The organism is Microbacterium sp. Leaf151, assembly GCF_001424225.1.
In the GTDB taxonomy this organism is placed as follows: domain Bacteria; phylum Actinomycetota; class Actinomycetes; order Actinomycetales; family Microbacteriaceae; genus Microbacterium.
In genome coordinates, this window is sequence record NZ_LMOR01000003.1 from 180,837 (window position 1) to 200,644 (window position 19,808).

Here is a 19,808-nt window from a genome sequence, read left to right on the forward strand (position 1 = left end):
CCCGAGCGGCCCCCAGCACACGTAGACGTGAACGAGAAGGAAGAAGAGCCCATGGACGAGATCACCCGCGATGTGGTCGTCATCGGAGCCGGCGCCGCCGGACTCACCGCCGCCAACGACCTGCGCAAGGCCGGCCTCTCTGTCGCCGTGCTCGAAGCGCGCGACCGCGTGGGCGGGCGCCTGTGGACCGACGTGATCGAGGGCGCGATGCTCGAGCTCGGTGGACAGTGGGTCTCGCCCGACCAGCAGGCGCTCATCGACACCGTCGCCGACCTGGGCTTGTCGACGTACAGCCGCTATCGAGACGGCGAGAGCGTCTACGTCGGCGCCGACGGCGAGGCGAAGCGCTTCACGGGGGAGATGTTCCCCGTGGCCGCCTCGACCGAGCAGGCCATCGACGAGATCACCGCGCGACTGGATGCCATGGTGGCCGAGATCGACCCCGACAAGCCGTGGGAGCACCCCCGCGCCGCCGAGTGGGACAAGGTCTCGTGGGACGCATGGCTCCGCGAGCAGACCGACGACGACGAGGCCGTGCGCAACCTCGCGTTCGCCACGGGCTCTGCGATGCTCACCAAGCCCACGCACACCTTCTCGCTGCTGCAGTCGCTGCTCATGGCGGCATCCGCCGGCTCCTACTCTCACCTCGTCGACGCCGACTTCATCCTCGATAAGCGCGTCGCGGGTGGCCTGCAGCAGGTGCCCGAGCTGCTGGCCGAGCGTCTCGGTGACGACGTCTTCCTGAACCAGCCGGTGCGCCGCGTCGTCTGGGGCGCCGATTCGGCGACGCCGGATCGCCCGGCCGACACGGGTCAGCGGGTTGCGGACCTCGAGGCGCTGACGGCTCGCGTCGAGGCCGCGGCATCCTCCTCCGACGGCGTCACGGTGATCGCCGATGGCGTCACCGTCCGCGCCCGCTTCGCCATCCTCGCCCTGGCCCCCGTGCTGTATTCGCGCATCTCGTTCGAGCCGCCGCTGCCGCGCCTGCAGCACCAGATGCACCAGCACATCTCGATGGGCTTCGTCATCAAGGTGCACGCGGTGTACGAGACGCCGTTCTGGCGCGAGCAGGGCCTGTCGGGCACGGCGTTCAGCCCCTACGAGCTGTGCCACGAGGCGTACGACAACACCAATCACGGAGACGAGCGCGGCACCCTGGTCGGCTTCGTGTCGGACCAGAACGCCGACGACTTGTTCCGTCTGAGCGCCGAGGAGCGCAAGGAGCGCATCCTCGAATCCCTGTCGCGCTACTACGGGCCCGCCGCGAAGACGCCGGTCGTCTACTACGAGAGCGACTGGGGCACCGAGGAGTGGACCCGTGGCGCGTACGCGGCGAGCTTCGACCTCGGTGGCCTGCATCGCTACGGCGCCGACCAGCGCCAGCCCATGGGTGCGATCCATCTCGCGTGCAGCGACATGGCCGGAGCGGGCTACCAGCACGTCGACGGGGCGATCCGACAGGGGCACCGCGCCGCAGACGAGATCCTCGAGCGGACGCGCGGATGACCGGCGACCGCGTCGTCGTCGGCTACGCGGCCACCGACGCGGGTGCCGACGCCCTCGCGCTCGGTGCGCGCCTGGGAGCTGTGCTCGACGCCCCCGTCCACGCCGTCGTCGTCCTGCCGTCGGCCGAGGGCAATGTCTCGATCCCGACCGACGCGTCGTACGAGCGTCTCGTCGAAGACACCGCGCGCGGATGGTTGCGCGACGCGCTCGCGTCGTTCCCCGGCATCCGGGGCCACGTCCGACACGCCTCCGCCGTCTCGGACGGTCTCGTCGCCGCCGCGGAGGAGTTCGACGCCGGCGTCATCGTCGTCGGCACCGGCGGGGGTGGACCGCGCGGTCGTCACCGCCTCGGCACCACGGCCGAGGAGCTCGTGCACTCGGCTCCGGTCCCCGTCGCCCTCGCGCAGGAAGGGGCGCGCGCGATCGACCCGGGCGTCGGCCTCCCGCGAGTCACCGCCGCGATCGGCACCCGCCCGGGCGCCGACGTGCTCCTGCACACCGCGGCGACCGTCTCGCGCCGCACCCACGCGCCGCTCCGGCTGCTCTCCCTCGCCGGCGTCGATCTGCCGAACCGCGTCGACGCCGGCCTCACCCGCCTCACCGGCCAGACGCACGCCGCGAGCGTGCTCGAGGCGGCACGCGCGACGCTCCCCGCAGAAGTGCCGGCGGAGGCCGTCGTGGGCACCGGCAGCGACATCGAAGACGCCGTTTCGCACATCGAGTGGCAGCCCGGCGAGATCGCGCTGGTCGGATCGAGTCGCCTCGCCCAGCCCCGTCGCTTGTTCCTCGGCTCCACCGCGGGGCGGATCCTGCGTGCCCTGCCCGTCCCGATGATCGTGGTGCCCCGCACCCAGGAGGTCTCGTCATGACCGATGCATCCCACGGTGCGAGCGCGTCCCCCGACAGCGCCGTCACCACCGGCATCTCCAACAAGGGCCTGCGCGTCGGCTCGATCGGCATGATCGGCGCCGTCGTCATCGGCATCTCCACCATCGCCCCGGCGTACACACTGACCGGCGCCCTCGGCCCCACGGTCTCGGCCGTCGGGTTCCAGGTGCCGGCGATCATCCTCGTCGGTTTCATCCCGATGCTGCTCGTCGCGCTCGGCTATCGCGAGCTGAATTCCCGGATGCCGGATGCCGGCACCTCGTTCACCTGGGCGTCGCGCGCCTTCGGACCCTGGGTCGGCTGGATGGCGGGCTGGGGTCTGGTCGCGGCCACCGTCATCGTGCTGTCGAACCTGGCGGGCATCGCCGTCGACTTCTTGTTCCTTCTCATCGCGCAGGTCAGCGGCAACGCCGAGATCGCCGAACTCACCCGCGTCGTCCCGATCAACATCGCGGTCTGCCTGCTGTTCATGTTCCTGGCGACGGTGGTGTCCTACCGCGACCTGCAGACGACGCAGCGTCTGCAGTACGGTCTGGTCGGGTTCCAGATCCTCGTGCTGCTGGTCTTCGCCGGCGCCGCCGTGGTCGAGATGATGAGCGGTAACGCCTTCGACGCCAGCCCGGTGGAGGCGTCATGGTTCAACCCCTTCGAGGTGGACTCGTTCAGCTCCTTCGCCGCGGGGCTGTCGCTGTCGATCTTCATCTTCTGGGGCTGGGACGTCATCCTCACCATGAACGAGGAGACGAAGGATCCCGACCGCACCCCGGGGCGCGCCGCCACGGTCACGGTCTTCCTCATCGTGGCCCTGTATCTCTTCATCGCCGTGGCACTGCTCATGTTCGCCGGCAACGGTGCCGGTGAGCTGGGGCTCGGCAACGAGGACATCCAGGAGAACGTCTTCTTCCACCTCTCGGGACCCATCCTCGGGCCCCTCGCGTTCCTCGTGTCGCTCGCGGTCCTCACCAGCTCGGCATCCTCGCTCCAGGCCACCTTCGTGGGGCCGGCACGGACCCTGCTGGCCATGGCGCACTACGACGCACTGCCGAAGAACTTCGCGAAGGTGAGCCCGCGGTTCTTCACCCCCGGCTATGCCACCATCGTGTCGGCCGTCGTCGCGTCGGCGTTCTACGCGATCATGCGCGTGCTGAGCGAGAACGTGTTGACCGACACCATCACGGCGCTGGGCGCGATGATCTGCTTCTACTACGGCCTGACCGCGTTCGCGTGCGTCTGGTACTTCCGCAAGCAGTGGTTCGACTCGGTGCGCAACTTCTTCTTGACCCTCCTCGCCCCGCTCGTGGGCGGTGGCATCCTGGCCGTGCTGTTCGTCACCACCCTCATCGACAGCGCCGATCCCGAGTACGGATCGGGGTCCAACATCGGCGGTGTCGGATTGGTCTTCGTCATCACCGTGGTCATCATCGTCACCGGCATCGTGTTGATGGTGGCGCAGAGGGTGGCGAGCCCCGCCTTCTTCCGCGGTGAGACCCTGGGTCGGGAGGCACCCGCCAGTGCCCGCCGCCGCCGCACGTCCTGACATCGAAACGACAAGGAGCACCATGAGCGACTACGCCGTCGTCAACCCCGCCACGGGGGAGACCCTCGCCGAGTACGACACGCTGACCGACGCCGGGGTCGAGCACGCCCTGGCATCCGCCGACGCGGGGTACCGCTCCTGGTCGCGGACCGCTCCGGCCGAGCGGGCCGAGGCACTCCGCCGCGTGGCCGAGCTGCACCGCGAGCGCCGGGACGACCTCGCCGCGACCATCGTGCGAGAGATGGGCAAGCCGCTCGAGGCGGCCCTCGGCGAGGTCGACTTCGCCGCCGACATCACCGAGTACTACGCCGACGTCATCGACAAGATCACCGGTGACACCCCGCTCGACATCCTGGGCGAGGGCTCGGCGGTGATCCGCCGCTCGCCGCTGGGCGTGCTGCTGGGCATCATGCCGTGGAACTTCCCCTACTATCAGGTCGCCCGTTTCGCCGCGCCGAACCTCGCCGTCGGCAACACGATCCTGCTCAAGCACGCCCCCCAATGCCCGGAGTCGGCGGAGGCGCTGCAGGCGATCTACCGTGACGCGGGGCTGCCCGACGGCGCGTACGTCAACATCCGGGCGACCAACGATCAGGCGGCGACCATCATCGCCGACTCGCGCGTGCAGGGCGTGTCGGTCACCGGCTCGGAGCGCGCCGGTGCCGCCGTCGCCGAGATCGCCGGCCGCAACCTCAAGAAGGTCGCGCTGGAGCTCGGCGGCTCCGATCCCTTCATCCTGATGTCCACGGATGACCTGGATGCCGCCGTACAGGCCGCCGTCGATGCGCGCCTCGACAACAACGGCCAGTCGTGCAACGCCGCCAAGCGCTTCATCGTGATCGACGACCTGTACGACGCGTTCCTGTCGAAGTTCACCGCGGCCCTCGGCGAGGCGAAGGTCGGCGACCCGTTCGCCGACGACACCGTCCTCGGGCCCCTGTCGTCACTCGCGGCCGCGGAGCGCCTCGACGAGCAGGTGCAGCGCGCCGTGTCGCAGGGCGCGACGGTGGAGGTCGGCGGGACGCGCGACGGGGCGTTCTACCCCGGCACCGTGCTGACGGGAATCACGCCCGACATGGACGCGTACGGCGAGGAGTTCTTCGGCCCCGTCGGCACCGTCTACCGGGTGGCCGACGAGGAGGAGGCGATCGAGATCGCGAACGGCACGGGCTATGGGCTCGGCTCCTACGTCTTCACAACCGATGCCGAGCAGGCACAGCGCATCGCTGACCGGATCGAGGCCGGAATGGTCTACGTGAACGTCGTGCTCGCCGACTCGCCCGAGCTGCCGTTCGGCGGCGTCAAGCGCAGCGGCACCTCGCGTGAGATGGGCCTGCTCGCGGCCGACGAGTTCGTGAACAAGAAGCTCATCCGCACGGTGTGATCGGCACCGCGTCCCCCCGGCCCGGTTGGCTGGGCCGGGGGACATCCGCGGTCCGGTTCCCGGCCCTCGATACCGGCCTCGGTTCGCCAGGCCGAGGTCCATGACATAGACTGGATAGTGCAGTCGAAATCTGCATTCTTTCGCCGTGCCCTCGGGTACGCGGCATCCTCCCCCGAGAGATTCCAGGCGGAAGCGCGCGGTTTCGTTTCCTGGATCCCTCGGGATCTTAGGGCGGTAGCTCAATTGGCAGAGCAGCGGTCTCCAAAACCGCAGGTTGCAGGTTCGATTCCTGTCCGCCCTGCGCACAGCGCACGCTGGCACAGACACAGACCAAGGTGGTTCGATGACGCAGGACGAGGCGAGCGGCGAGATCGTCGCCGACCGCGGCGCCCCCCGCGAGAAGAAGCTGAACTTCTTCGCGCGGATCGCCCTCTTCATCCGTCAGGTCTTCGCAGAACTCCGCAAGGTCGTCACGCCGACGCGGCAGGAGCTGTTGAAGTTCACCGCCGTGGTCCTCGGTTTCGTCGTCGTCATGATGGCGATCGTCTATGGCCTCGACGTGCTGTTCGTGTGGATCACCACCGCCGTCTTCGGCGTCCCCGGTACCGCCGGCGCCTGACCGGCGTTCGTGCGGACGTGCGGCGCCAAGAGCGGCCGCCTCTGAACGGAAGAGATCACAGTGTCTGAAAGATATGTCGACGACGCCGATTGGGCGACGGCAGCCGAGCAGTCCAGCGAAGACGACGAAGCCCAAGAGGGCAACGTGCTCGAGTCCCAGGAGCGCGCCTCCGACTCGGCCGAGCATTCCGCCGTTCACATCGTGGACGACGAGGCTGAGGTCGACGACGCCGACCTCAGCGACATCGACATCACCGACCCGGAGGCGGACGCGATCGTGAACGACGCTCTCGAGATCGACGAGACCAGCGAGGCCGAGGCAGCCGCCGAGGTCCTGAACGACTCCCTCGCCGAAGAGCAGGCCGAAGAGGCCGCCGAAGCCGCCGACGAGGTCACCCCGTACGACGGCCCCGACGTCAACGGCGAGCCCGACGAGCCCGTGCTCGACGAGGACTTCGTCGACGAGGTCTCCGCCGCGGCGAGCGTGGTCGACGAGGTCGAGGCCGGCGAGTCCGCCGCCGACGCGCCCACCGACCACGACGAGGACGCCGACCCCTACGAGGCCTACCGCACCGAGCTGCGGTCGCTTCCGGGCAAGTGGTACGTCATCCACTCCTACGCCGGATTCGAGCGCAAGGTGAAGGCCAACATCGAGCAGCGCAAGTCGACGCTCGAGGTCGAGGATGACATCTACCAGGTCGAGGTCCCCATGGAGGACGTCGTCGAGATCAAGAACGGCCAGCGCAAGATGGTCAACCGCGTGCGCATCCCCGGCTACGTGCTGGTGCGCATGGACCTCAACGAAGACACCTGGTCGGTCGTGCGTCACACCCCCGGTGTGACCGGCTTCGTGGGCAACGCCCACAACCCCACGCCGCTGCGCTTCGATGAGGCGTTCAACATGCTGAAGAGCCTGGTCGAGATCAAGGAGTCCGCTCCCTCCAAGGCCGGTGCCGCCAAGGGGTCGGCGACGACCCAGCGCGTCATCCCCGCCGAGGTCGACTTCGAGACCGGCGAGACGATCACGATCAAGGAGGGCTCGTTCGCGGGTCTTCCCGGCACGATCAGCGAGATCAAGCCCGAGAGCGGCAAGCTCACCGTGCTCGTGTCGCTCTTCGAGCGCGAGACCCCCGTCGAGCTGTCGTTCGACCAGGTCACCAAGATGGTCTGACGCCCCGCGCGTCTCCCGAACGCCCCGCCCGGCTCCCGCCGGCGGGGCGTTCGTCGTTGTCGCCCGTCGGTCGTCTCGCTTGCCGCCCGTCGGTCGTCCCTGTAGGTCCCGCCGGTGGTCTCTGTAGGTCCTGCCGGTCGTCTCTGTCGGTCCCGTCGGTCGTCGCTGTCGGTTCGCCGGCGCCGTTGGATCACCGTCCCCTCGGCTCGCGCCGCTGGCGTGGGCGTACGTTCGCCCGCGGCACCCACGCATAAACACGATCTGTGTGTGGAAACACGCTGTCGGCCCGTTTATCCGCACGAACCGTGTTTATGCCGATCGTGTGGGGCTCGCGTCTGACCGGGCGGGTGAAGGCATCGATCCCTCGGCTCGCGCCGCGCCGCTGGCGTGGGCATACGTTCGCGCGCGGCACCCACGCATAAACACGATCTCTGCGTGGGAACACGCCCTCGGCCTGTTTATCCGCACGAATTGTGTTCCTGCTCGTCACACCGAGCGCGCATTGCGAGCGACGGATGCCAGCGCCGCCGTCTCGTCGCGCTTCACCTGCGTCAACCCCGCGGCGAGAAGGGCGGATCTCAGCCCCTCGACGCCGATGGCCCCGGCGTAGTCCCACCGGGCGATACGCCAGCCCGCTCGGCGGAGCGCGTCTTCTCGTCGTTTCTCGGCACGGACAGCGTCGACGGCGCCGTCTCCCTCGTACTTGAGCCACCCGTCGGACTCACCGATGACCTGGCGCTCCGGCCAACAGAAATCCGATCGATAGACGCGGCCGTCGATCTCATGCTCTGCTTGGAGCGCGGGACGGGGGAATCCACACCACTCGATGACGATGCGGCTGATGGACTCTCCGGGAGATTCCGAAAGCGGCGTTGCGCGGTTCACCACCCACGCCATGCGTCGAAGGCCGAATCTGTTGCGCTGGACCGAGCCCCGCTCGAGGAGATCCGTTGCGGAGAGTCCGAACGATCGCAACGCCGCATCTGCGACGGCGACCCCCAGTGCGGGAGGCAAGACGCGGGCGAGGTCGACGACGACATCTTCGATCGCAGTGGTCCGGATGCCGGCCGTCTCCTGCGTCGTGCGCGGGTCCGCGCTCGTGTGTACGGCGACGTCGCCGTACCTGGCCGAGCGTGAGCGGCGTCCGTCGAAGATGTGGATCAATCGCGGATGCCCGAACGTCGGCAGGCCGAGAAGCGCGGCGGCCGACTCGTGTGAGAACACGGCATCGCGTCGCGCCGTCGCGAACGCATGGACGCGGACGAGATAACGTTCCCATGGGGACAATCCCTCCCACCTGACGCGCGCCGTGTAGACACCGGAACGGACACGGACCAGCCGTTCGTCGCGTGACGGCGGGGGCCCAGAGAGCGGCACACGCGAAGCGAGCACCAACGGCGTCGGCGATGCGCGTAGCGACCGAGGAGTGACATCCATGCGGTGAGGGTGGCAGCTTTGTCGGCGTCTCCGGCGGGCCCTGTGGATAACTCCCCCGCCCGCTCACGCGCAAACGCGATTGATGCGCGGAAACACTACGTCGTCACGTTTGCGCGCACGAACTGTGTTTATGCGTATGGAAACTGGGGGAGACCCAACGTGACTGAATCCCGGTGGCGGATGGATGCCGTGGCACAGTGCGACGCCGGACCGCCGGACCGCCGGACCGCCGGACCGCCGGACCGCAGGACCGCCGGACCGCAGGACCGCAGGACCGCCGGACCGCAGGACCGCCGGACCGCCGGACCGCAGGACCGCCGGACCGCAGGACCGCGCCCACGCCGATCAGCTGGACGGGGGAGCGGGGCGGCCGCCACCGTCGCAGGGAGGCGGAGGACGGTGGATGCCGGAGGGTACGGCGTCGCGTATGATGGGGAGGTTGCGTGCGTCAGCGCGTGACGACCGCTGCCCGGAACCGCCGGGTGTGCGGGAGAGAGGGAGCCGCGAGGCCCCCGCTCGAGAGAGGAAAAGGATATGGCACCCAAGAAAAAGGTGACCGGCCTGATCAAGCTCCAGATCAAGGCGGGCGCGGCCAACCCCGCGCCGCCGATCGGTCCGGCGCTCGGTCAGCACGGCGTCAACATCATGGAGTTCTGCAAGGCCTACAACGCGGCGACCGAAGCCCAGCGCGGCAACGTCATCCCCGTTGAGATCACGGTCTACGAAGACCGCAGCTTCACCTTCATCCTGAAGACCCCGCCCGCGGCGGAGCTCATCAAGAAGGCGGCCGGGCTTGCCAAGGGCTCGTCCACGCCCCACACGGTCAAGGTGGGCAAGCTCACCAAGGACCAGGTCCGCGAGATCGCCACCACGAAGCAGCCCGACCTGAACGCGAACGACATCGAGGCCGCCTCGAAGATCATCGCCGGCACCGCCCGTTCCATGGGCATCACGGTCGAGGACTGAGGGAGATAACAATGGCTACCAAGTCCAAGGCATTCCGCGCCGCTGCTGAGAAGATCGCGGCCGACACGTTCTACACCCCGACCGAGGCCGTCGCCCTCGCGAAGGAGACCGGCTCGAAGAAGTTCGACTCGACCGTCGAGGTCGCGCTGAAGCTCTCGGTCGACCCCCGTAAGGCTGACCAGATGGTCCGCGGCACGGTCATCCTGCCCCACGGCACGGGTAAGACCGCGCGCGTCATCGTCTTCGCCAACGGCCCCGCGGCCGAGGCGGCTCTGGCCGCCGGCGCCGATGAGGTCGGTGGCACCGACCTCATCGAGAAGGTCGCCGCCGGCTACACGTCGTTCGACGCCGCCGTCGCCACGCCCGAGCTCATGGGTCAGGTCGGTCGCCTCGGAAAGGTCCTCGGACCCCGCGGCCTCATGCCGAACCCCAAGACCGGCACCGTGACCCCCAACCCGGCCAAGGCCGTCGAGGAGATCAAGGGCGGAAAGATCGAGTTCCGCGTCGACAAGCACGCCAACGTGCACTTCGTCGTCGGCAAGGCGTCGTTCACCGCTGAGCAGCTCGACGAGAACCTCGCCGCAGCGCTCGAGGAGATCGTCCGTCTCAAGCCGTCGAGCTCGAAGGGCCGTTACATCCAGAAGGGCGCCGTTTCGACCACCTTCGGTCCCGGCATCCCGCTGGACGTCAACGTCATCGCCTGACGTCTGCGTCACCCGGAAGCCCCGCCGCGCCTCGTGCCGGCGGGGCTTCCGCATGCTCTGCCCGATCGCGCGGCACGCGCACCCGCACCGCCCAACCGAAGCGCACCCGCACTCTCAGATCTCCGACCGGCACAGCGGATAGGTGCCTGCGACGGGCTGCGGAAACTCCGCCTCCGCGCGTCCCCGGCACCGGTCCCCTCGACGGGCTCGACGACCTCCGTCGCCTGACGATCACGTGCCCCGATCCCGCACGAACGTGCAACACGGCGTCATCCGGGAAGAGACCGGCACGCGGCCGTGTTCTGCTTGAGGGCGTCGATCGCGCCTCCCCCACATCACCATGTCTGGAACAGCTATGCCCCGTCGCCGTTTGACCGTCCTCGCCGCCACCCTGGGCCTGAGCGCCCTCGCGCTGACCGCCTGCAGCGGCGGTGCGACCTCCGAGGCCACCCCGGGAGCGGGATCCGTGTATGGTCTCGTCTCCGACGGCACCCTGACCGTCGCCACCGAGGGCACCTACCGCCCGTTCTCGTACCACGAGGGCGCGGGCGACCTGACCGGCTTCGACGTCGAGATCGCCCAGGCCGTCGGCGAGAAGCTCGGCCTCGAGGTCACATTCCAGGAGACCCAGTGGGATGCCATCTTCGCCGGGCTCGACGCGGGACGCTTCGACGTCATCGCCAACCAGGTGTCGATCAACTCGGAGCGTGAAGAGAAGTACACCTTCAGCACCCCCTACACCGTGTCGCGCGGTGTCGTCGTCACCGCCGACACCGACAACTCGATCTCGAGCTTCGCCGACCTGTCGGGAAAGACCACCGCCCAGTCGCTCACGAGCAACTGGTACGAGCTGGCCACCGAGAGCGGCGCCCAGGTCGAAGCTGTCGAGGGCTGGGCGCAGGCCGTCGCCCTGCTCAAGCAGGGTCGCGTGGATGCCACGGTCAACGACCAACTCACCTACCTCGACTACGAGAAGACGAATAGCCCCACGGGCCTGAAGATCGCCGCCGAGACCGACGACACCTCGGAGAGCGCGTTCGCCTTCAAGAAGGGCCAGGACGGCCTCGCCCAGGCTGTCGACGGTGCGCTCGAGGAGCTCCGCGCCGACGGCACGCTCGCTGAGATCAGCGAGAAGTACTTCGGCGACGACGTCACGCAGTAACGACCCGCTGTAAAGCCCCGCGGATCGATCGTCTCCCGCCCCTAGCGTGGGAGTCGGTCGGTCCGCGTCCGCGTGTGCGCCGGCGTCCGCGGGCAGGATCCGGGCGGTGCGCCCGCAGGAGGAAGGAGGCCCATGAACGACATCTGGACGTTGATGCTCGATTCGTTCTGGCCGATGGTTCTGGCGGGACTGCGGGGCACCATCCCCCTGTCGCTGGCCTCGTTCGTGATCGGTCTCGTGATCGCGCTGTTCATGGCGCTGCTGCGCCTGTCGCCCAACGTGGTGCTGTCGGGCATCGCCCGGTTCTACATCTCGATCATTCGTGGCACACCGCTGCTGGTGCAGTTGTTCGTGATCTTCTACGGCCTGCCGTCGCTGAACATCACGATCGACCCGTTCCCGGCGGCGGTCATCGCCTTCTCGCTCAACGTCGGCGGTTACGCTGCGGAGGTCATCCGCGCGGCCATCCTGTCGGTCCCCCGTGGACAGTGGGAGGCGGCCCACACCGTGGGCCTCTCGCCCGCCAAGACGCTGACGCGCATCATCTTGCCGCAGGCGGCGCGCGTGTCGGTGCCGCCCCTGTCGAACACGTTCATCTCGCTCGTGAAGGACAGCTCGCTGGCATCCCTCATCCTGGTCTCGGAACTGTTCCGCCAGGCCCAGAACATCGCCGCCTTCTCCTACGAGTTCATGGCCGTGTATCTGGAGGCGGCGCTCATCTATTGGCTGTTCTGCCTGGTGTTGTCGTTCGGGCAGAACGCCCTCGAGAAGAGGTTGGACCGCCATGTCGCCCACTGAGAACCCTCTGCTGCACGTCACGGGGCTCGAGAAGAGCTTCGGGGCGAACCGTGTGCTCGCCGGCGTCGATCTCGAGGTGCGCCGCGGCGACGTGCTCGTGCTGATCGGACCGTCGGGGTCGGGCAAGACGACGGTGCTCCGCTGCCTGAACGGCTTGGAGACCCCGGATGCCGGAGTCGTGGCGTTCGAGGGAGGGCCGCGCGTCGACTTCGGGGCGAAGGTCACCAAGCGCGATCGGACGGCGCTCCGCGATCGCTCGGCGATGGTGTTCCAGCACCACAACCTGTTCCCGCACCTGACGGTGATCCAGAACGTCATGGAGGGGCCGGTGCAGGCGCACGGCGTCCCTCGGGCCGCTGCAGCGGAGCGGGCCGAGAGGCTGCTCGCCCGCGTCGGTCTGTCGGAGAAGCGCAACGCCTACCCGTCCGAGCTGTCGGGCGGTCAGCAGCAGCGGGTCGGGATCGTGCGTGCACTCGCGCTCGAGCCGCAGCTGCTGCTGTTCGACGAGCCCACCAGCGCCCTCGACCCCGAGCTGGTCGGTGAGGTGCTGACGGTGCTCCGCGAACTCGCGAACGAGGGATGGACGATGGTCATCGTCACGCACGAACTGGGCTTCGCCCGCGAGGTCGCCGACGAGGTGCTGTTCTTCGACGAGGGCGTGATCGTCGAGCGCGGAGCTCCGTCCGAGCTGCTGCGGCAGCCGAAGAAGGAGCGCACGCGGCGCTTCCTCAACCGCCTGCTGCGTCCCCTCGACGGCCCCGACCCCGCGTCGGATGACGGGTCTTGATGCCGGCGGCTGCACGACCTCCGCGATAGCGCGTCGACGGACGAACCCGCCGCGCGAAGATCACGGCGCGGAGTAGCGTCGGAGCATGCGACGCCTCGAAGGTCTGCTCGGAATCGACACGCCCGTTGTGCTCGGCCCGTTCGGCGGTCTCTCGTCCGTCGCTCTGTGCGCGGCGGTCAGCGACGGCGGCGGTCTCGGATCGTTCGGGCTCTACGGGTACGCGCCCGAACGCATCCACGACACGATCACCGCGCTGCGCTCGGCGACTCCGGGCCGCATCGCCGTGAACCTCTGGTGGCCCCGAGGCGACGAGGTCTCACCCGCCGACGTCGACATGGCCCCGTTCCTCCTCGCCGCCGCCCCGCTCTTCGCCGCCGCCGGTGTCACCCCGCCCGCGCCCCCGGCATCGTTCATGCCGACGCTCGCCGACCAGCTCGACGCGGTCTTCGACGCCCGCCCCGACGTGCTGAGCGTCGTCTTCGGCGTTCCGGATGCCGGCACCCTCACCCGCGCGAAATCACTCGGTATCCATGTCATCGGAACTGCGACGTCTGTCGCCGAGGCGGTGGCGCTCGAGGCCGCAGGCGTCGACGCCGTCGTCGCGACGGGATCGGAGGCGGGGGGACATCGGGTGTCGTTCCTCCGCGACCCCGCGCACTCGCTCGTCGGCACCTTCGCACTGGTGCCCCAGATCGTCGACGCCGTCGGCATCCCGGTGATCGCGGCGGGCGGCATCGCCGACCGTCGGGGCGTCGCGGCGGCGTTCGCGCTGGGAGCCGAGGGTGTCCAGGTCGGCACGGCGTTCCTCCGTACCCGGCAGTCCGCGGCGACGGACGGCCACCGGGCGGCGATCGGCACGGCCGCCGACACCGACACGGTCTTGACACGGGCGATGAGCGGACGGCTGGCCCGTGGCATCCCCAATCGCGCGATGCGCGAGCTCGAGGCGTCGGGCATGATCGCACCGTTTCCCGCGCAGAACTGGCTCACCGGGGTGTTCCGTGCCGCCGCGACCGCGTCGGGTGATGCCGATCTGGTGTCGCTGTGGGCCGGGCAGGCGGCGGCGCTGGCGCGTCTCGACGACGCCGCGGAGGTCCTCGCCGAACTGCGCGCCGGGGTTCCCGGCTGACCACCCCGGCGCCGCCTGGATTTCGCAGCATCGTGACGATCTCGCAGGGTTCTCGCCGAGAGAGGCGAGTTTCGCGTCATCCTCCGCGTCTCGCGAGCCCGCTCCCGGACGCGGCGCCTGGTCAGGCTGTCGCGTGGATCTCGAACCCATCGGGGGGTGTCTCGCTGCTCTCCACGGCGTCGACGCGGTCGACCCCCGCTGATGGTGGCCCGACGTGAGCCCAGGCGATCACGGTGTCGACGGTTGTCGCCTCTCCCGCGATGAGCGCCTCGACCGAGCCGTTTCGACGGTTGCGCACCCAGCCGCGGGCGCCCGCGCGCTGCGCTTCGTTCTGCAGGGCGTAGCGGAAGCCGACGCCCTGCACTCGCCCGTGCACCGTGATCGTCACCGCTCGCATACCGTCATTCTCGCGGACGGTGCGAGGGGCTTTGCGGGTTTGGGGCGGATTCGGCGCTTCGGGGCGGGCGGATTCCGCCGATACCGCGGAGCGTGCTCGAGCGGCGGATCTGCCCCCGAACCCTGGACCGCGCCCCGACGAGGCGAGGGACGCGATCCGAGCGGCCCCAACGCGTCAGTGCGGGAGCACGAGCGAGAGTGCGATCGCGAACATCACCACGGCGATGACCGCGTCGAGGATCCGCCACGCGCGGGGGGTGTCGAGCCACCGGCCGAGGTAGCGTGCACCGAATCCCAGCGCCGAGAACCACGCGAGGCTCGCGATGCAGGCACCGATCGCGAACGCCCAGCGGTCTTCGCCGTGAGTGGATGCCACGGAGCCGAGCAGGAAGACGGTGTCGAGGTAGACGTGCGGGTTGAGCCACGTGAGCGCGAGGCACGTCAGCACGGTGGCGGTGAGCGTCGTGCGCGTGCGCAGTGCGGTGCCGCCGGCATCCGTCGTCTCGGGCGTCGCCGTATTCGCCCGCAGGGTCTCGCCGCTGGGGCGCAGGGCCCGCCGAGCCGCGAGCGCGCCGTAGCCGACGAGGAATGCGGCTCCCGCCCAGCGCACGACCACGATCAGCCACGGAACGGCTTGCAGAACGAGACCGATCCCCGAGACGCCGAGCAGAATCAGCACGGCGTCGGAGATCGCGCACACCGCGACGACGGCGAGCAGGTGCTCGCGCCGGACGCCCTGCCGCAGCACGAACAAGTTCTGAGCGCCGATGGCGACGATGAGCGAGAAGCCGAGGCCGAGACCGGCGAGCAGGGGAGTGAGCACGTTCCGACGCTAGGGCGACGCGGTGCACAAGACCAGCTCAAGATTCTGTAGGAACATTAGCATCGCTTCATGTCTATCCCGCTCGACCTCGCCCGCACCCTCGCCGTCGTGGTGGAGGAGGGGACACTGGATGCCGCCGCCCGTCGTCTGCACATCACCCCCTCCGCGGTGAGTCAGCGCATCCGGGCCCTCGAGGATCAGCTGGGGCGGGTCGTGCTCGTCCGCTCCAAGCCCGTGCGCACCACCGAAGCCGGGGATGCGGTGGTGCGGCTCGCTCGCCAGCTCTCCCTGCTGGAGCACGACGCGCTCGCGGCGATGGGGGCGGAGGGCGGGTCGGTGGCATCCGTGCCCCTCGCCGTGAACGCCGACTCGCTCGCCACCTGGTTCCTGCCGCCGCTGGCCCGCGTCGCGGCCCGCCGCCCCGTCGTGTTCGACCTGCACCGCGACGACCAGGATTTCACGGCGGGACTGCTGGAATCGGGGACGGTCATGGCCGCCGTCACGTCGCGTGAGGCCCCGGTCGCCGGGTGCCGCGTGCGGCGGTTGGGGGTGCTGCGCTACGAGGCGGTGGCCACGGCGGATTTCGCGACGCGGTGGTTCGCCTCCGGCGCCCACTCGGACGCCCTCGGCGCGGCGCCGGTGGTCGACTTCGACCGGCGCGACGACCTCCAGTCCCGTTGGCTCGCCCGTCGAGGTGTGGCCGCGGCGGGGCCACCGCGCCACCGTGTGCCGGCATCCCAGGACTTCGCCACCGCGATCGAACTGGGGCTCGGGTGGGGGTTGCTCCCGGGCTTCCAGTCCGCAGCGGGCCTCGCCGCGGGTGCGCTCGTGCGTCTGGGCGAGGACCCCGTCGATGTGCCGCTGTTCTGGCAGCAGTGGAATCTCACCTCGCCGCTACTCGACGACGTCGCCGACGAGATCGTCGGGGAGGGGCGCCGTGTGCTCGCGGCTTAGGGTCAGTCGTCGCTGACCCGCAGCACGATCTTGCCGCGGGTGTGCCCGCGTTCGAGCTCGGAGTGAGCTGCGGCCGCGTCGGCCAGCTCGAACACGCGGTCGATGTAGACCCGCACAGCACCCGAATCCAGCAGGCGCGCGATGGTCGCGAGGGCGCTGCCGTCGGGGATCGTCTTGTAGTCGGTGCAGCGGATGCCGCGGGCCGCGGCCGCCTCCCGGAACCCGGGCCACGCGCCGGTGGGGACCTCGATCAGCAGCCCGCCCGGACGGAGGACGTCGAGCGAGCGGGTGCCGGTGTCGTCGGAGACGTCGCCGATGAGGTCGATGACGACATCGACATCGTCCAACACGTCTTCGAATCGTGTCGAGGTGTAGTCGACCACCTCCGCCGCGCCGAGCTCGCGGAGCCAGTCGAGATTCCGCGGCGACCCGGTGGCGATGACGTGCGCGCCGAAGTACGCGGCGAATTGCACAGCGAAGTGACCCACCCCGCCGCCGCCCGCGTGGATGAGGATGCGCTGCCCTTGATGGGCGAGCGCCGTCTCGACGACGAGCCCCCACGCGGTGAGGGCAGCGACCGGCACTCCCGCGGCCTCGACGTGCGAGAGGGAGAGGGGCTTGCGGGCGAGCGAAAGTGTCGGCACGACGACGTACTCGGCATAGGTGCCCGCCGTGCGGGGGACGGCGGCCATGCCGTACACCTCCGTGCCGACCGGGAACGGGTGCGCGTCGAAGGGGGCGCGCACGACGACACCGCTGACGTCGAGCCCCAGCACCGCGGGCCAGGCGTCGATGGATGCCGACATCCCGCGTCCCGCGCGCGTTTTGGCGTCGATGGGGTTGATGCCCGCCGCGACCACGCGCACGAGCACCTCGCTCAGCACCGGCTGCGGTACCGCGGTCTCGGCGATGTGCAGCACGTCGGCTGCGCCCGGCGCGTCGTAGACCACCGAATGCATCGTCTCGGGCACCGGGGGAGCCGGGTGCAGGGCGGTCTCAGGACGCGTCGATCGGAATCTCATCGGGCGCTCTCTCTCGCGGGGTGTTCGCAGTCGAGGCGGCCCCGCCCCGACGGTCCCAGTCAAGCGCGTCATTGTCTCGATGGTGTTTCGCCGCCGTCACCGTGTCGCGAAGTCCGCGCCCAGTGGCACCCCGTCTGCCCCGGGGTACGGGATTCGCGCGCCGCGAGAAACGCGGTCCGCTCGAAGAAACGCCTCGTCGCACGGTTTCTCGCCGCGAACCATGTTTCTCGAGCGATCACTGCGGCCATCGCGCGCTCGCCCGGGCCGCAACAGCGGCCGACGCCGCTGAGCCGTCAGTCCCGGACCGGTACCTCGCCGACCGCCAGCGCGTGCAGCAGCGTCGAGAGGTGGCGGATGTCGTCGATCGACCAGTCGGCGATCGCATCGAAGAGTCGGCTCTCGTGCGGGGCTCGAGCGTCGGCGAGCCGGCGATGACCGACCTCGGTGACGGCGATGAGGCGCGAGCGGCCGTCGTTGGGATCGGGGGTGCGGGTGACGAGCCCGAGTTCTTCGAGCTCGGTGATCGACCGGCTGAGGAAGCCCTTGTCGGCCGCCAGGCGCTCGGCCAGGGCCGAGAGTGTCAGCGGTCCGAATCGGCTCACGACGGAGAGAGCCTTGAACGTGGCCGGGAGCATTCCTGGGCTCACGCGTTCCGCCGCCTCGGAGACGAAGCGGCGGAACACGGTCATGAGCTCCGAGAACGACGATTCCAGGGCCTGCACGGCCACTCGGCGGTCATCGGTCACGTCGCTCATCACGTCAGCCATCCTCTCCCATCTCGGCCCCGCGGTGGGTGCGGCGGGAGTCTGCGGCATCCCGGGTCGGCACCGAACCGGTGGCGGCGAGGGCGCCGTCGTCGGCACGGCGTTCGGCTGCGGCATCCAGGGTCCGCACCGAGCCGGTCGCGGAGAGGGTGGCCATGGCCGCGGGGACGGAGACGGTGGCGAGATCGGCTTCGCTGGCCGCGACGCGCTCGCTCGTGGTCATGCGGGTCAGCGGACGGTTCGGCAGGAACAGGATGGCGATGAGGCTGATCACGGCCACGGGCACCGCGATGAGGAACGAGTGCGCGATGGCCTGGGCGTAGATGTCCTCGACGATGACACGGACGGTCTCGGGGAGGGCCGAGACCTGCGGGATCGTGCCCGACTGCAGCGACTCGGCCACCGCGGCGCCGTTCGCGCCGAGTCCCGTGATCGCCGCCTGCAGGTCGGCAGCGCGGTCGGTGAACAAGCTCGTCGCCATGCTGGCGAGCGCGGCACCCATGACGGAGACGCCGATCGTGCCGCCCAGGCTGCGGAAGAACGTCACTCCCGAACTCGCCGCTCCCATCTGCTCCGGGTTGGCGGTGTTCTGCACGATGAGGACGAGGTTCTGCATCGTCATGCCGACGCCCGCGCCGAGGAGGGCCATGTAGAGCGAGACGAGGGCGAAGTTCGTGTCGTAGTGGATGGTCGACAGCAGGAACGAGCCCGCGATGAGCAGCGCGCCACCCGCGATGAGGAACGGCTTCCAGTTGCCGAAGCGCGAGATGAGCGCACCCACCACGATCGAGGACACCAGGAGCCCGCCGATCATGGGGATGGTCATGACACCCGCCTCGGTCGGCGTGGCTCCGCGGGCCATCTGCATGTACTGGCTGAGGAACACCGAGGTGCCGAACATCGCCAGTCCCGTCGCGATGGAGGCGATCGTGGCGAGGGTGAAGGTGGCGTCGCGGAACAGCGTGAGGGGCACGAGCGGCTCCGAGGAGCGCAGTTCGACGATGACGAACAGGACGGCGGCGAGGACGGCTCCGCCGACCATGAGCACCGTTTCAACGCTGGCCCACTCGTAGGAGGTGCCGGCATTGGTCACCCAGATGAGCAGCAGCGAGACCGCGGTCGACAGCAGGACGATGCCGACGTAGTCGATCTTCACCTTGCGCGTGGCACGGACCGGCAGGTGCAGCGTGCGCTGCTGGATGAGCAGGGCGGCAACGGCGAAGGGGAGGGCGACGAAGAAGTTCCAGCGCCAGCCGAAGGCGTCGGTGATGACGCCGCCGAGGAGCGGACCGCCGACGGTCGCGACGGCCATGACCGCACCGAAGAGGCCCATGTACCGGCCGCGCTCGCGGGGGCTGATGATGTCGGCCATGATCACCTGGCTGAGGGCGGCGAGACCGCCGGCACCCAGACCCTGCACGGCGCGGAAGGTGATGAGCATCTCGGTGTTCTGCGAGAACCCGGCGGCGGCGGTGGCCAGCACGAAGATGGCGATCGCGACCTGGATGAGCACCTTGCGGTTGAACAGGTCGGCGAGCTTGCCCCAGATGGGGGTCGAGATCGCTGTGGTGAGGAGGGTCGCGGTGATGACCCAGGTGTAGGCGTTCTGATCGCCCGACAGGTCGTGCACGATGACCGGCAGCGACGTCGAGACGACCGTCGAGGCGAGCATCGACACGAAGGTGCCGAGCAGCAGCCCGATGAGGGCCGGGAGGACACGCCGCGGGGCGGCGGTCTCGGGGGAAACGGTTGTCATGCGGAA

19 protein-coding genes and 1 tRNA gene are annotated in these 19,808 nt (G+C 69.4%); 14 read left to right on the top strand and 6 right to left on the bottom strand.

Annotation, left to right across the window (positions count from 1 at the left end):
- Positions 1 to 51: 51 nt before the first annotated feature.
- From ASF76_RS08420 to nusG, 7 genes are all read left to right on the top strand, one after another.
- Positions 52 to 1,506 carry a flavin monoamine oxidase family protein gene (locus ASF76_RS08420; RefSeq protein ID WP_055956019.1) on the top strand — a complete coding sequence of 485 codons (1,455 nt, stop codon included), beginning with the start codon at positions 52 to 54 and terminating at the stop codon, positions 1,504 to 1,506.
- Complete coding sequence (locus ASF76_RS08425; protein WP_055956022.1) at positions 1,503 to 2,375, top strand: universal stress protein; 873 nt, start codon at positions 1,503 to 1,505, stop codon at positions 2,373 to 2,375. The genes ASF76_RS08420 and ASF76_RS08425 overlap by 4 nt, the downstream gene beginning before the upstream one ends.
- On the top strand, positions 2,372 to 3,931 hold the full coding sequence (locus ASF76_RS08430) for an APC family permease (protein ID WP_055956025.1): 1,560 nt from the start codon (positions 2,372 to 2,374) through the stop codon (positions 3,929 to 3,931). Before ASF76_RS08425 ends, ASF76_RS08430 begins: the two co-directional genes overlap by 4 nt.
- Positions 3,932 to 3,953: 22 nt before the next feature.
- Positions 3,954 to 5,315 carry an NAD-dependent succinate-semialdehyde dehydrogenase gene (locus ASF76_RS08435; RefSeq protein WP_055956028.1) on the top strand — a complete coding sequence of 454 codons (1,362 nt, stop codon included), beginning with the start codon at positions 3,954 to 3,956 and terminating at the stop codon, positions 5,313 to 5,315.
- A 228-nt stretch (positions 5,316 to 5,543) separates the two neighbouring features.
- Positions 5,544 to 5,616, top strand: a tRNA-Trp gene (locus ASF76_RS08440).
- A gap of 42 nt (positions 5,617 to 5,658) precedes the next feature.
- The gene (secE, locus tag ASF76_RS08445) at positions 5,659 to 5,934 is read left to right on the top strand and encodes a preprotein translocase subunit SecE (RefSeq protein ID WP_055956031.1); all 276 of its coding nucleotides are present in this window, start codon (positions 5,659 to 5,661) and stop codon (positions 5,932 to 5,934) included.
- 60 nt (positions 5,935 to 5,994) lie between these two features.
- Positions 5,995 to 7,104, top strand: a complete 1,110-nt coding sequence (nusG, locus tag ASF76_RS08450; RefSeq protein WP_055956034.1) for a transcription termination/antitermination protein NusG — start codon at positions 5,995 to 5,997, stop codon at positions 7,102 to 7,104.
- A gap of 486 nt (positions 7,105 to 7,590) precedes the next feature.
- On the opposite strand, the gene ASF76_RS08455 is transcribed toward nusG, so the two are convergent.
- Positions 7,591 to 8,328 carry a hypothetical protein gene (locus tag ASF76_RS08455; protein ID WP_055956037.1) on the bottom strand — a complete coding sequence of 246 codons (738 nt, stop codon included), beginning with the start codon at positions 8,326 to 8,328 and terminating at the stop codon, positions 7,591 to 7,593.
- A gap of 747 nt (positions 8,329 to 9,075) precedes the next feature.
- Between ASF76_RS08455 and rplK the strand changes: the two genes are divergently transcribed.
- The 6 genes from rplK to ASF76_RS08485 all read left to right on the top strand — a co-directional run bounded on the left by rplK (position 9,076) and on the right by ASF76_RS08485 (position 14,087).
- Positions 9,076 to 9,507, top strand: coding sequence for a 50S ribosomal protein L11 (gene rplK / locus ASF76_RS08460; RefSeq protein WP_013585556.1), 432 nt, complete (start codon positions 9,076 to 9,078; stop codon positions 9,505 to 9,507).
- 11 nt (positions 9,508 to 9,518) lie between these two features.
- Positions 9,519 to 10,211 carry a 50S ribosomal protein L1 gene (gene rplA / locus ASF76_RS08465; protein ID WP_055956040.1) on the top strand — a complete coding sequence of 231 codons (693 nt, stop codon included), beginning with the start codon at positions 9,519 to 9,521 and terminating at the stop codon, positions 10,209 to 10,211.
- Between the two features lie 355 nt (positions 10,212 to 10,566).
- Positions 10,567 to 11,373: an amino acid ABC transporter substrate-binding protein gene (locus ASF76_RS08470; protein WP_055956043.1), complete on the top strand. Its 807-nt coding sequence runs from the start codon at positions 10,567 to 10,569 to the stop codon at positions 11,371 to 11,373.
- 132 nt (positions 11,374 to 11,505) lie between these two features.
- Complete coding sequence (locus ASF76_RS08475) at positions 11,506 to 12,171, top strand: amino acid ABC transporter permease (RefSeq protein WP_055956045.1); 666 nt, start codon at positions 11,506 to 11,508, stop codon at positions 12,169 to 12,171.
- Positions 12,158 to 12,958 (top strand): amino acid ABC transporter ATP-binding protein, encoded by an 801-nt coding sequence (locus tag ASF76_RS08480; RefSeq protein ID WP_055956048.1) that lies wholly within the window; start codon positions 12,158 to 12,160, stop codon positions 12,956 to 12,958. The genes ASF76_RS08475 and ASF76_RS08480 overlap by 14 nt, the downstream gene beginning before the upstream one ends.
- An 85-nt stretch (positions 12,959 to 13,043) precedes the next feature.
- Positions 13,044 to 14,087: an NAD(P)H-dependent flavin oxidoreductase gene (locus tag ASF76_RS08485; protein ID WP_055956051.1), complete on the top strand. Its 1,044-nt coding sequence runs from the start codon at positions 13,044 to 13,046 to the stop codon at positions 14,085 to 14,087.
- 121 nt (positions 14,088 to 14,208) lie between these two features.
- On the opposite strand, the gene ASF76_RS08490 is transcribed toward ASF76_RS08485, so the two are convergent.
- On the bottom strand, positions 14,209 to 14,484 hold the full coding sequence (locus ASF76_RS08490) for an acylphosphatase (RefSeq protein WP_055956054.1): 276 nt from the start codon (positions 14,482 to 14,484) through the stop codon (positions 14,209 to 14,211).
- 174 nt (positions 14,485 to 14,658) lie between these two features.
- Positions 14,659 to 15,306, bottom strand: coding sequence for a LysE/ArgO family amino acid transporter (locus ASF76_RS08495; RefSeq protein ID WP_055956057.1), 648 nt, complete (start codon positions 15,304 to 15,306; stop codon positions 14,659 to 14,661).
- Between the two features lie 69 nt (positions 15,307 to 15,375).
- Between ASF76_RS08495 and ASF76_RS08500 the strand changes: the two genes are divergently transcribed.
- Positions 15,376 to 16,260, top strand: a complete 885-nt coding sequence (locus tag ASF76_RS08500; RefSeq protein ID WP_055956060.1) for a LysR family transcriptional regulator ArgP — start codon at positions 15,376 to 15,378, stop codon at positions 16,258 to 16,260.
- A 2-nt stretch (positions 16,261 to 16,262) separates the two neighbouring features.
- On the opposite strand, the gene ASF76_RS08505 is transcribed toward ASF76_RS08500, so the two are convergent.
- The 3 genes from ASF76_RS08505 to ASF76_RS08515 form a co-directional block, all read right to left on the bottom strand.
- Positions 16,263 to 17,282 (bottom strand): NADP-dependent oxidoreductase, encoded by a 1,020-nt coding sequence (locus ASF76_RS08505; protein WP_055956063.1) that lies wholly within the window; start codon positions 17,280 to 17,282, stop codon positions 16,263 to 16,265.
- Positions 17,283 to 17,575: 293 nt separating this feature from the next.
- Positions 17,576 to 18,037 carry a MarR family winged helix-turn-helix transcriptional regulator gene (locus ASF76_RS08510; protein ID WP_055957140.1) on the bottom strand — a complete coding sequence of 154 codons (462 nt, stop codon included), beginning with the start codon at positions 18,035 to 18,037 and terminating at the stop codon, positions 17,576 to 17,578.
- A 4-nt stretch (positions 18,038 to 18,041) separates the two neighbouring features.
- The gene (locus ASF76_RS08515; RefSeq protein WP_055956066.1) at positions 18,042 to 19,802 is read right to left on the bottom strand and encodes an MDR family MFS transporter; all 1,761 of its coding nucleotides are present in this window, start codon (positions 19,800 to 19,802) and stop codon (positions 18,042 to 18,044) included.
- Positions 19,803 to 19,808: the final 6 nt, after the last annotated feature.

Bases quoted from the DNA above. Each gene is read 5' to 3' on its own strand.
- ASF76_RS08420 (WP_055956019.1), top strand. From the start codon at position 52: ATGGACGAGATCACCCGCGATGTGGTCGTCATCGGAGCCGGCGCCGCC.
- ASF76_RS08425 (WP_055956022.1), top strand. From the start codon at position 1,503: ATGACCGGCGACCGCGTCGTCGTCGGCTACGCGGCCACCGACGCGGGT.
- ASF76_RS08430 (WP_055956025.1), top strand. From the start codon at position 2,372: ATGACCGATGCATCCCACGGTGCGAGCGCGTCCCCCGACAGCGCCGTC.
- ASF76_RS08435 (WP_055956028.1), top strand. From the start codon at position 3,954: ATGAGCGACTACGCCGTCGTCAACCCCGCCACGGGGGAGACCCTCGCC.
- secE (WP_055956031.1), top strand. From the start codon at position 5,659: ATGACGCAGGACGAGGCGAGCGGCGAGATCGTCGCCGACCGCGGCGCC.
- rplK (WP_013585556.1), top strand. From the start codon at position 9,076: ATGGCACCCAAGAAAAAGGTGACCGGCCTGATCAAGCTCCAGATCAAG.
- rplA (WP_055956040.1), top strand. From the start codon at position 9,519: ATGGCTACCAAGTCCAAGGCATTCCGCGCCGCTGCTGAGAAGATCGCG.
- ASF76_RS08470 (WP_055956043.1), top strand. From the start codon at position 10,567: ATGCCCCGTCGCCGTTTGACCGTCCTCGCCGCCACCCTGGGCCTGAGC.
- ASF76_RS08475 (WP_055956045.1), top strand. From the start codon at position 11,506: ATGAACGACATCTGGACGTTGATGCTCGATTCGTTCTGGCCGATGGTT.
- ASF76_RS08480 (WP_055956048.1), top strand. From the start codon at position 12,158: ATGTCGCCCACTGAGAACCCTCTGCTGCACGTCACGGGGCTCGAGAAG.
- ASF76_RS08485 (WP_055956051.1), top strand. From the start codon at position 13,044: ATGCGACGCCTCGAAGGTCTGCTCGGAATCGACACGCCCGTTGTGCTC.
- ASF76_RS08490 (WP_055956054.1), bottom strand. From the start codon at position 14,484: ATGCGAGCGGTGACGATCACGGTGCACGGGCGAGTGCAGGGCGTCGGC.
- ASF76_RS08500 (WP_055956060.1), top strand. From the start codon at position 15,376: ATGTCTATCCCGCTCGACCTCGCCCGCACCCTCGCCGTCGTGGTGGAG.
- ASF76_RS08505 (WP_055956063.1), bottom strand. From the start codon at position 17,282: ATGAGATTCCGATCGACGCGTCCTGAGACCGCCCTGCACCCGGCTCCC.
- ASF76_RS08510 (WP_055957140.1), bottom strand. From the start codon at position 18,037: ATGAGCGACGTGACCGATGACCGCCGAGTGGCCGTGCAGGCCCTGGAA.
- ASF76_RS08515 (WP_055956066.1), bottom strand. From the start codon at position 19,802: ATGACAACCGTTTCCCCCGAGACCGCCGCCCCGCGGCGTGTCCTCCCG.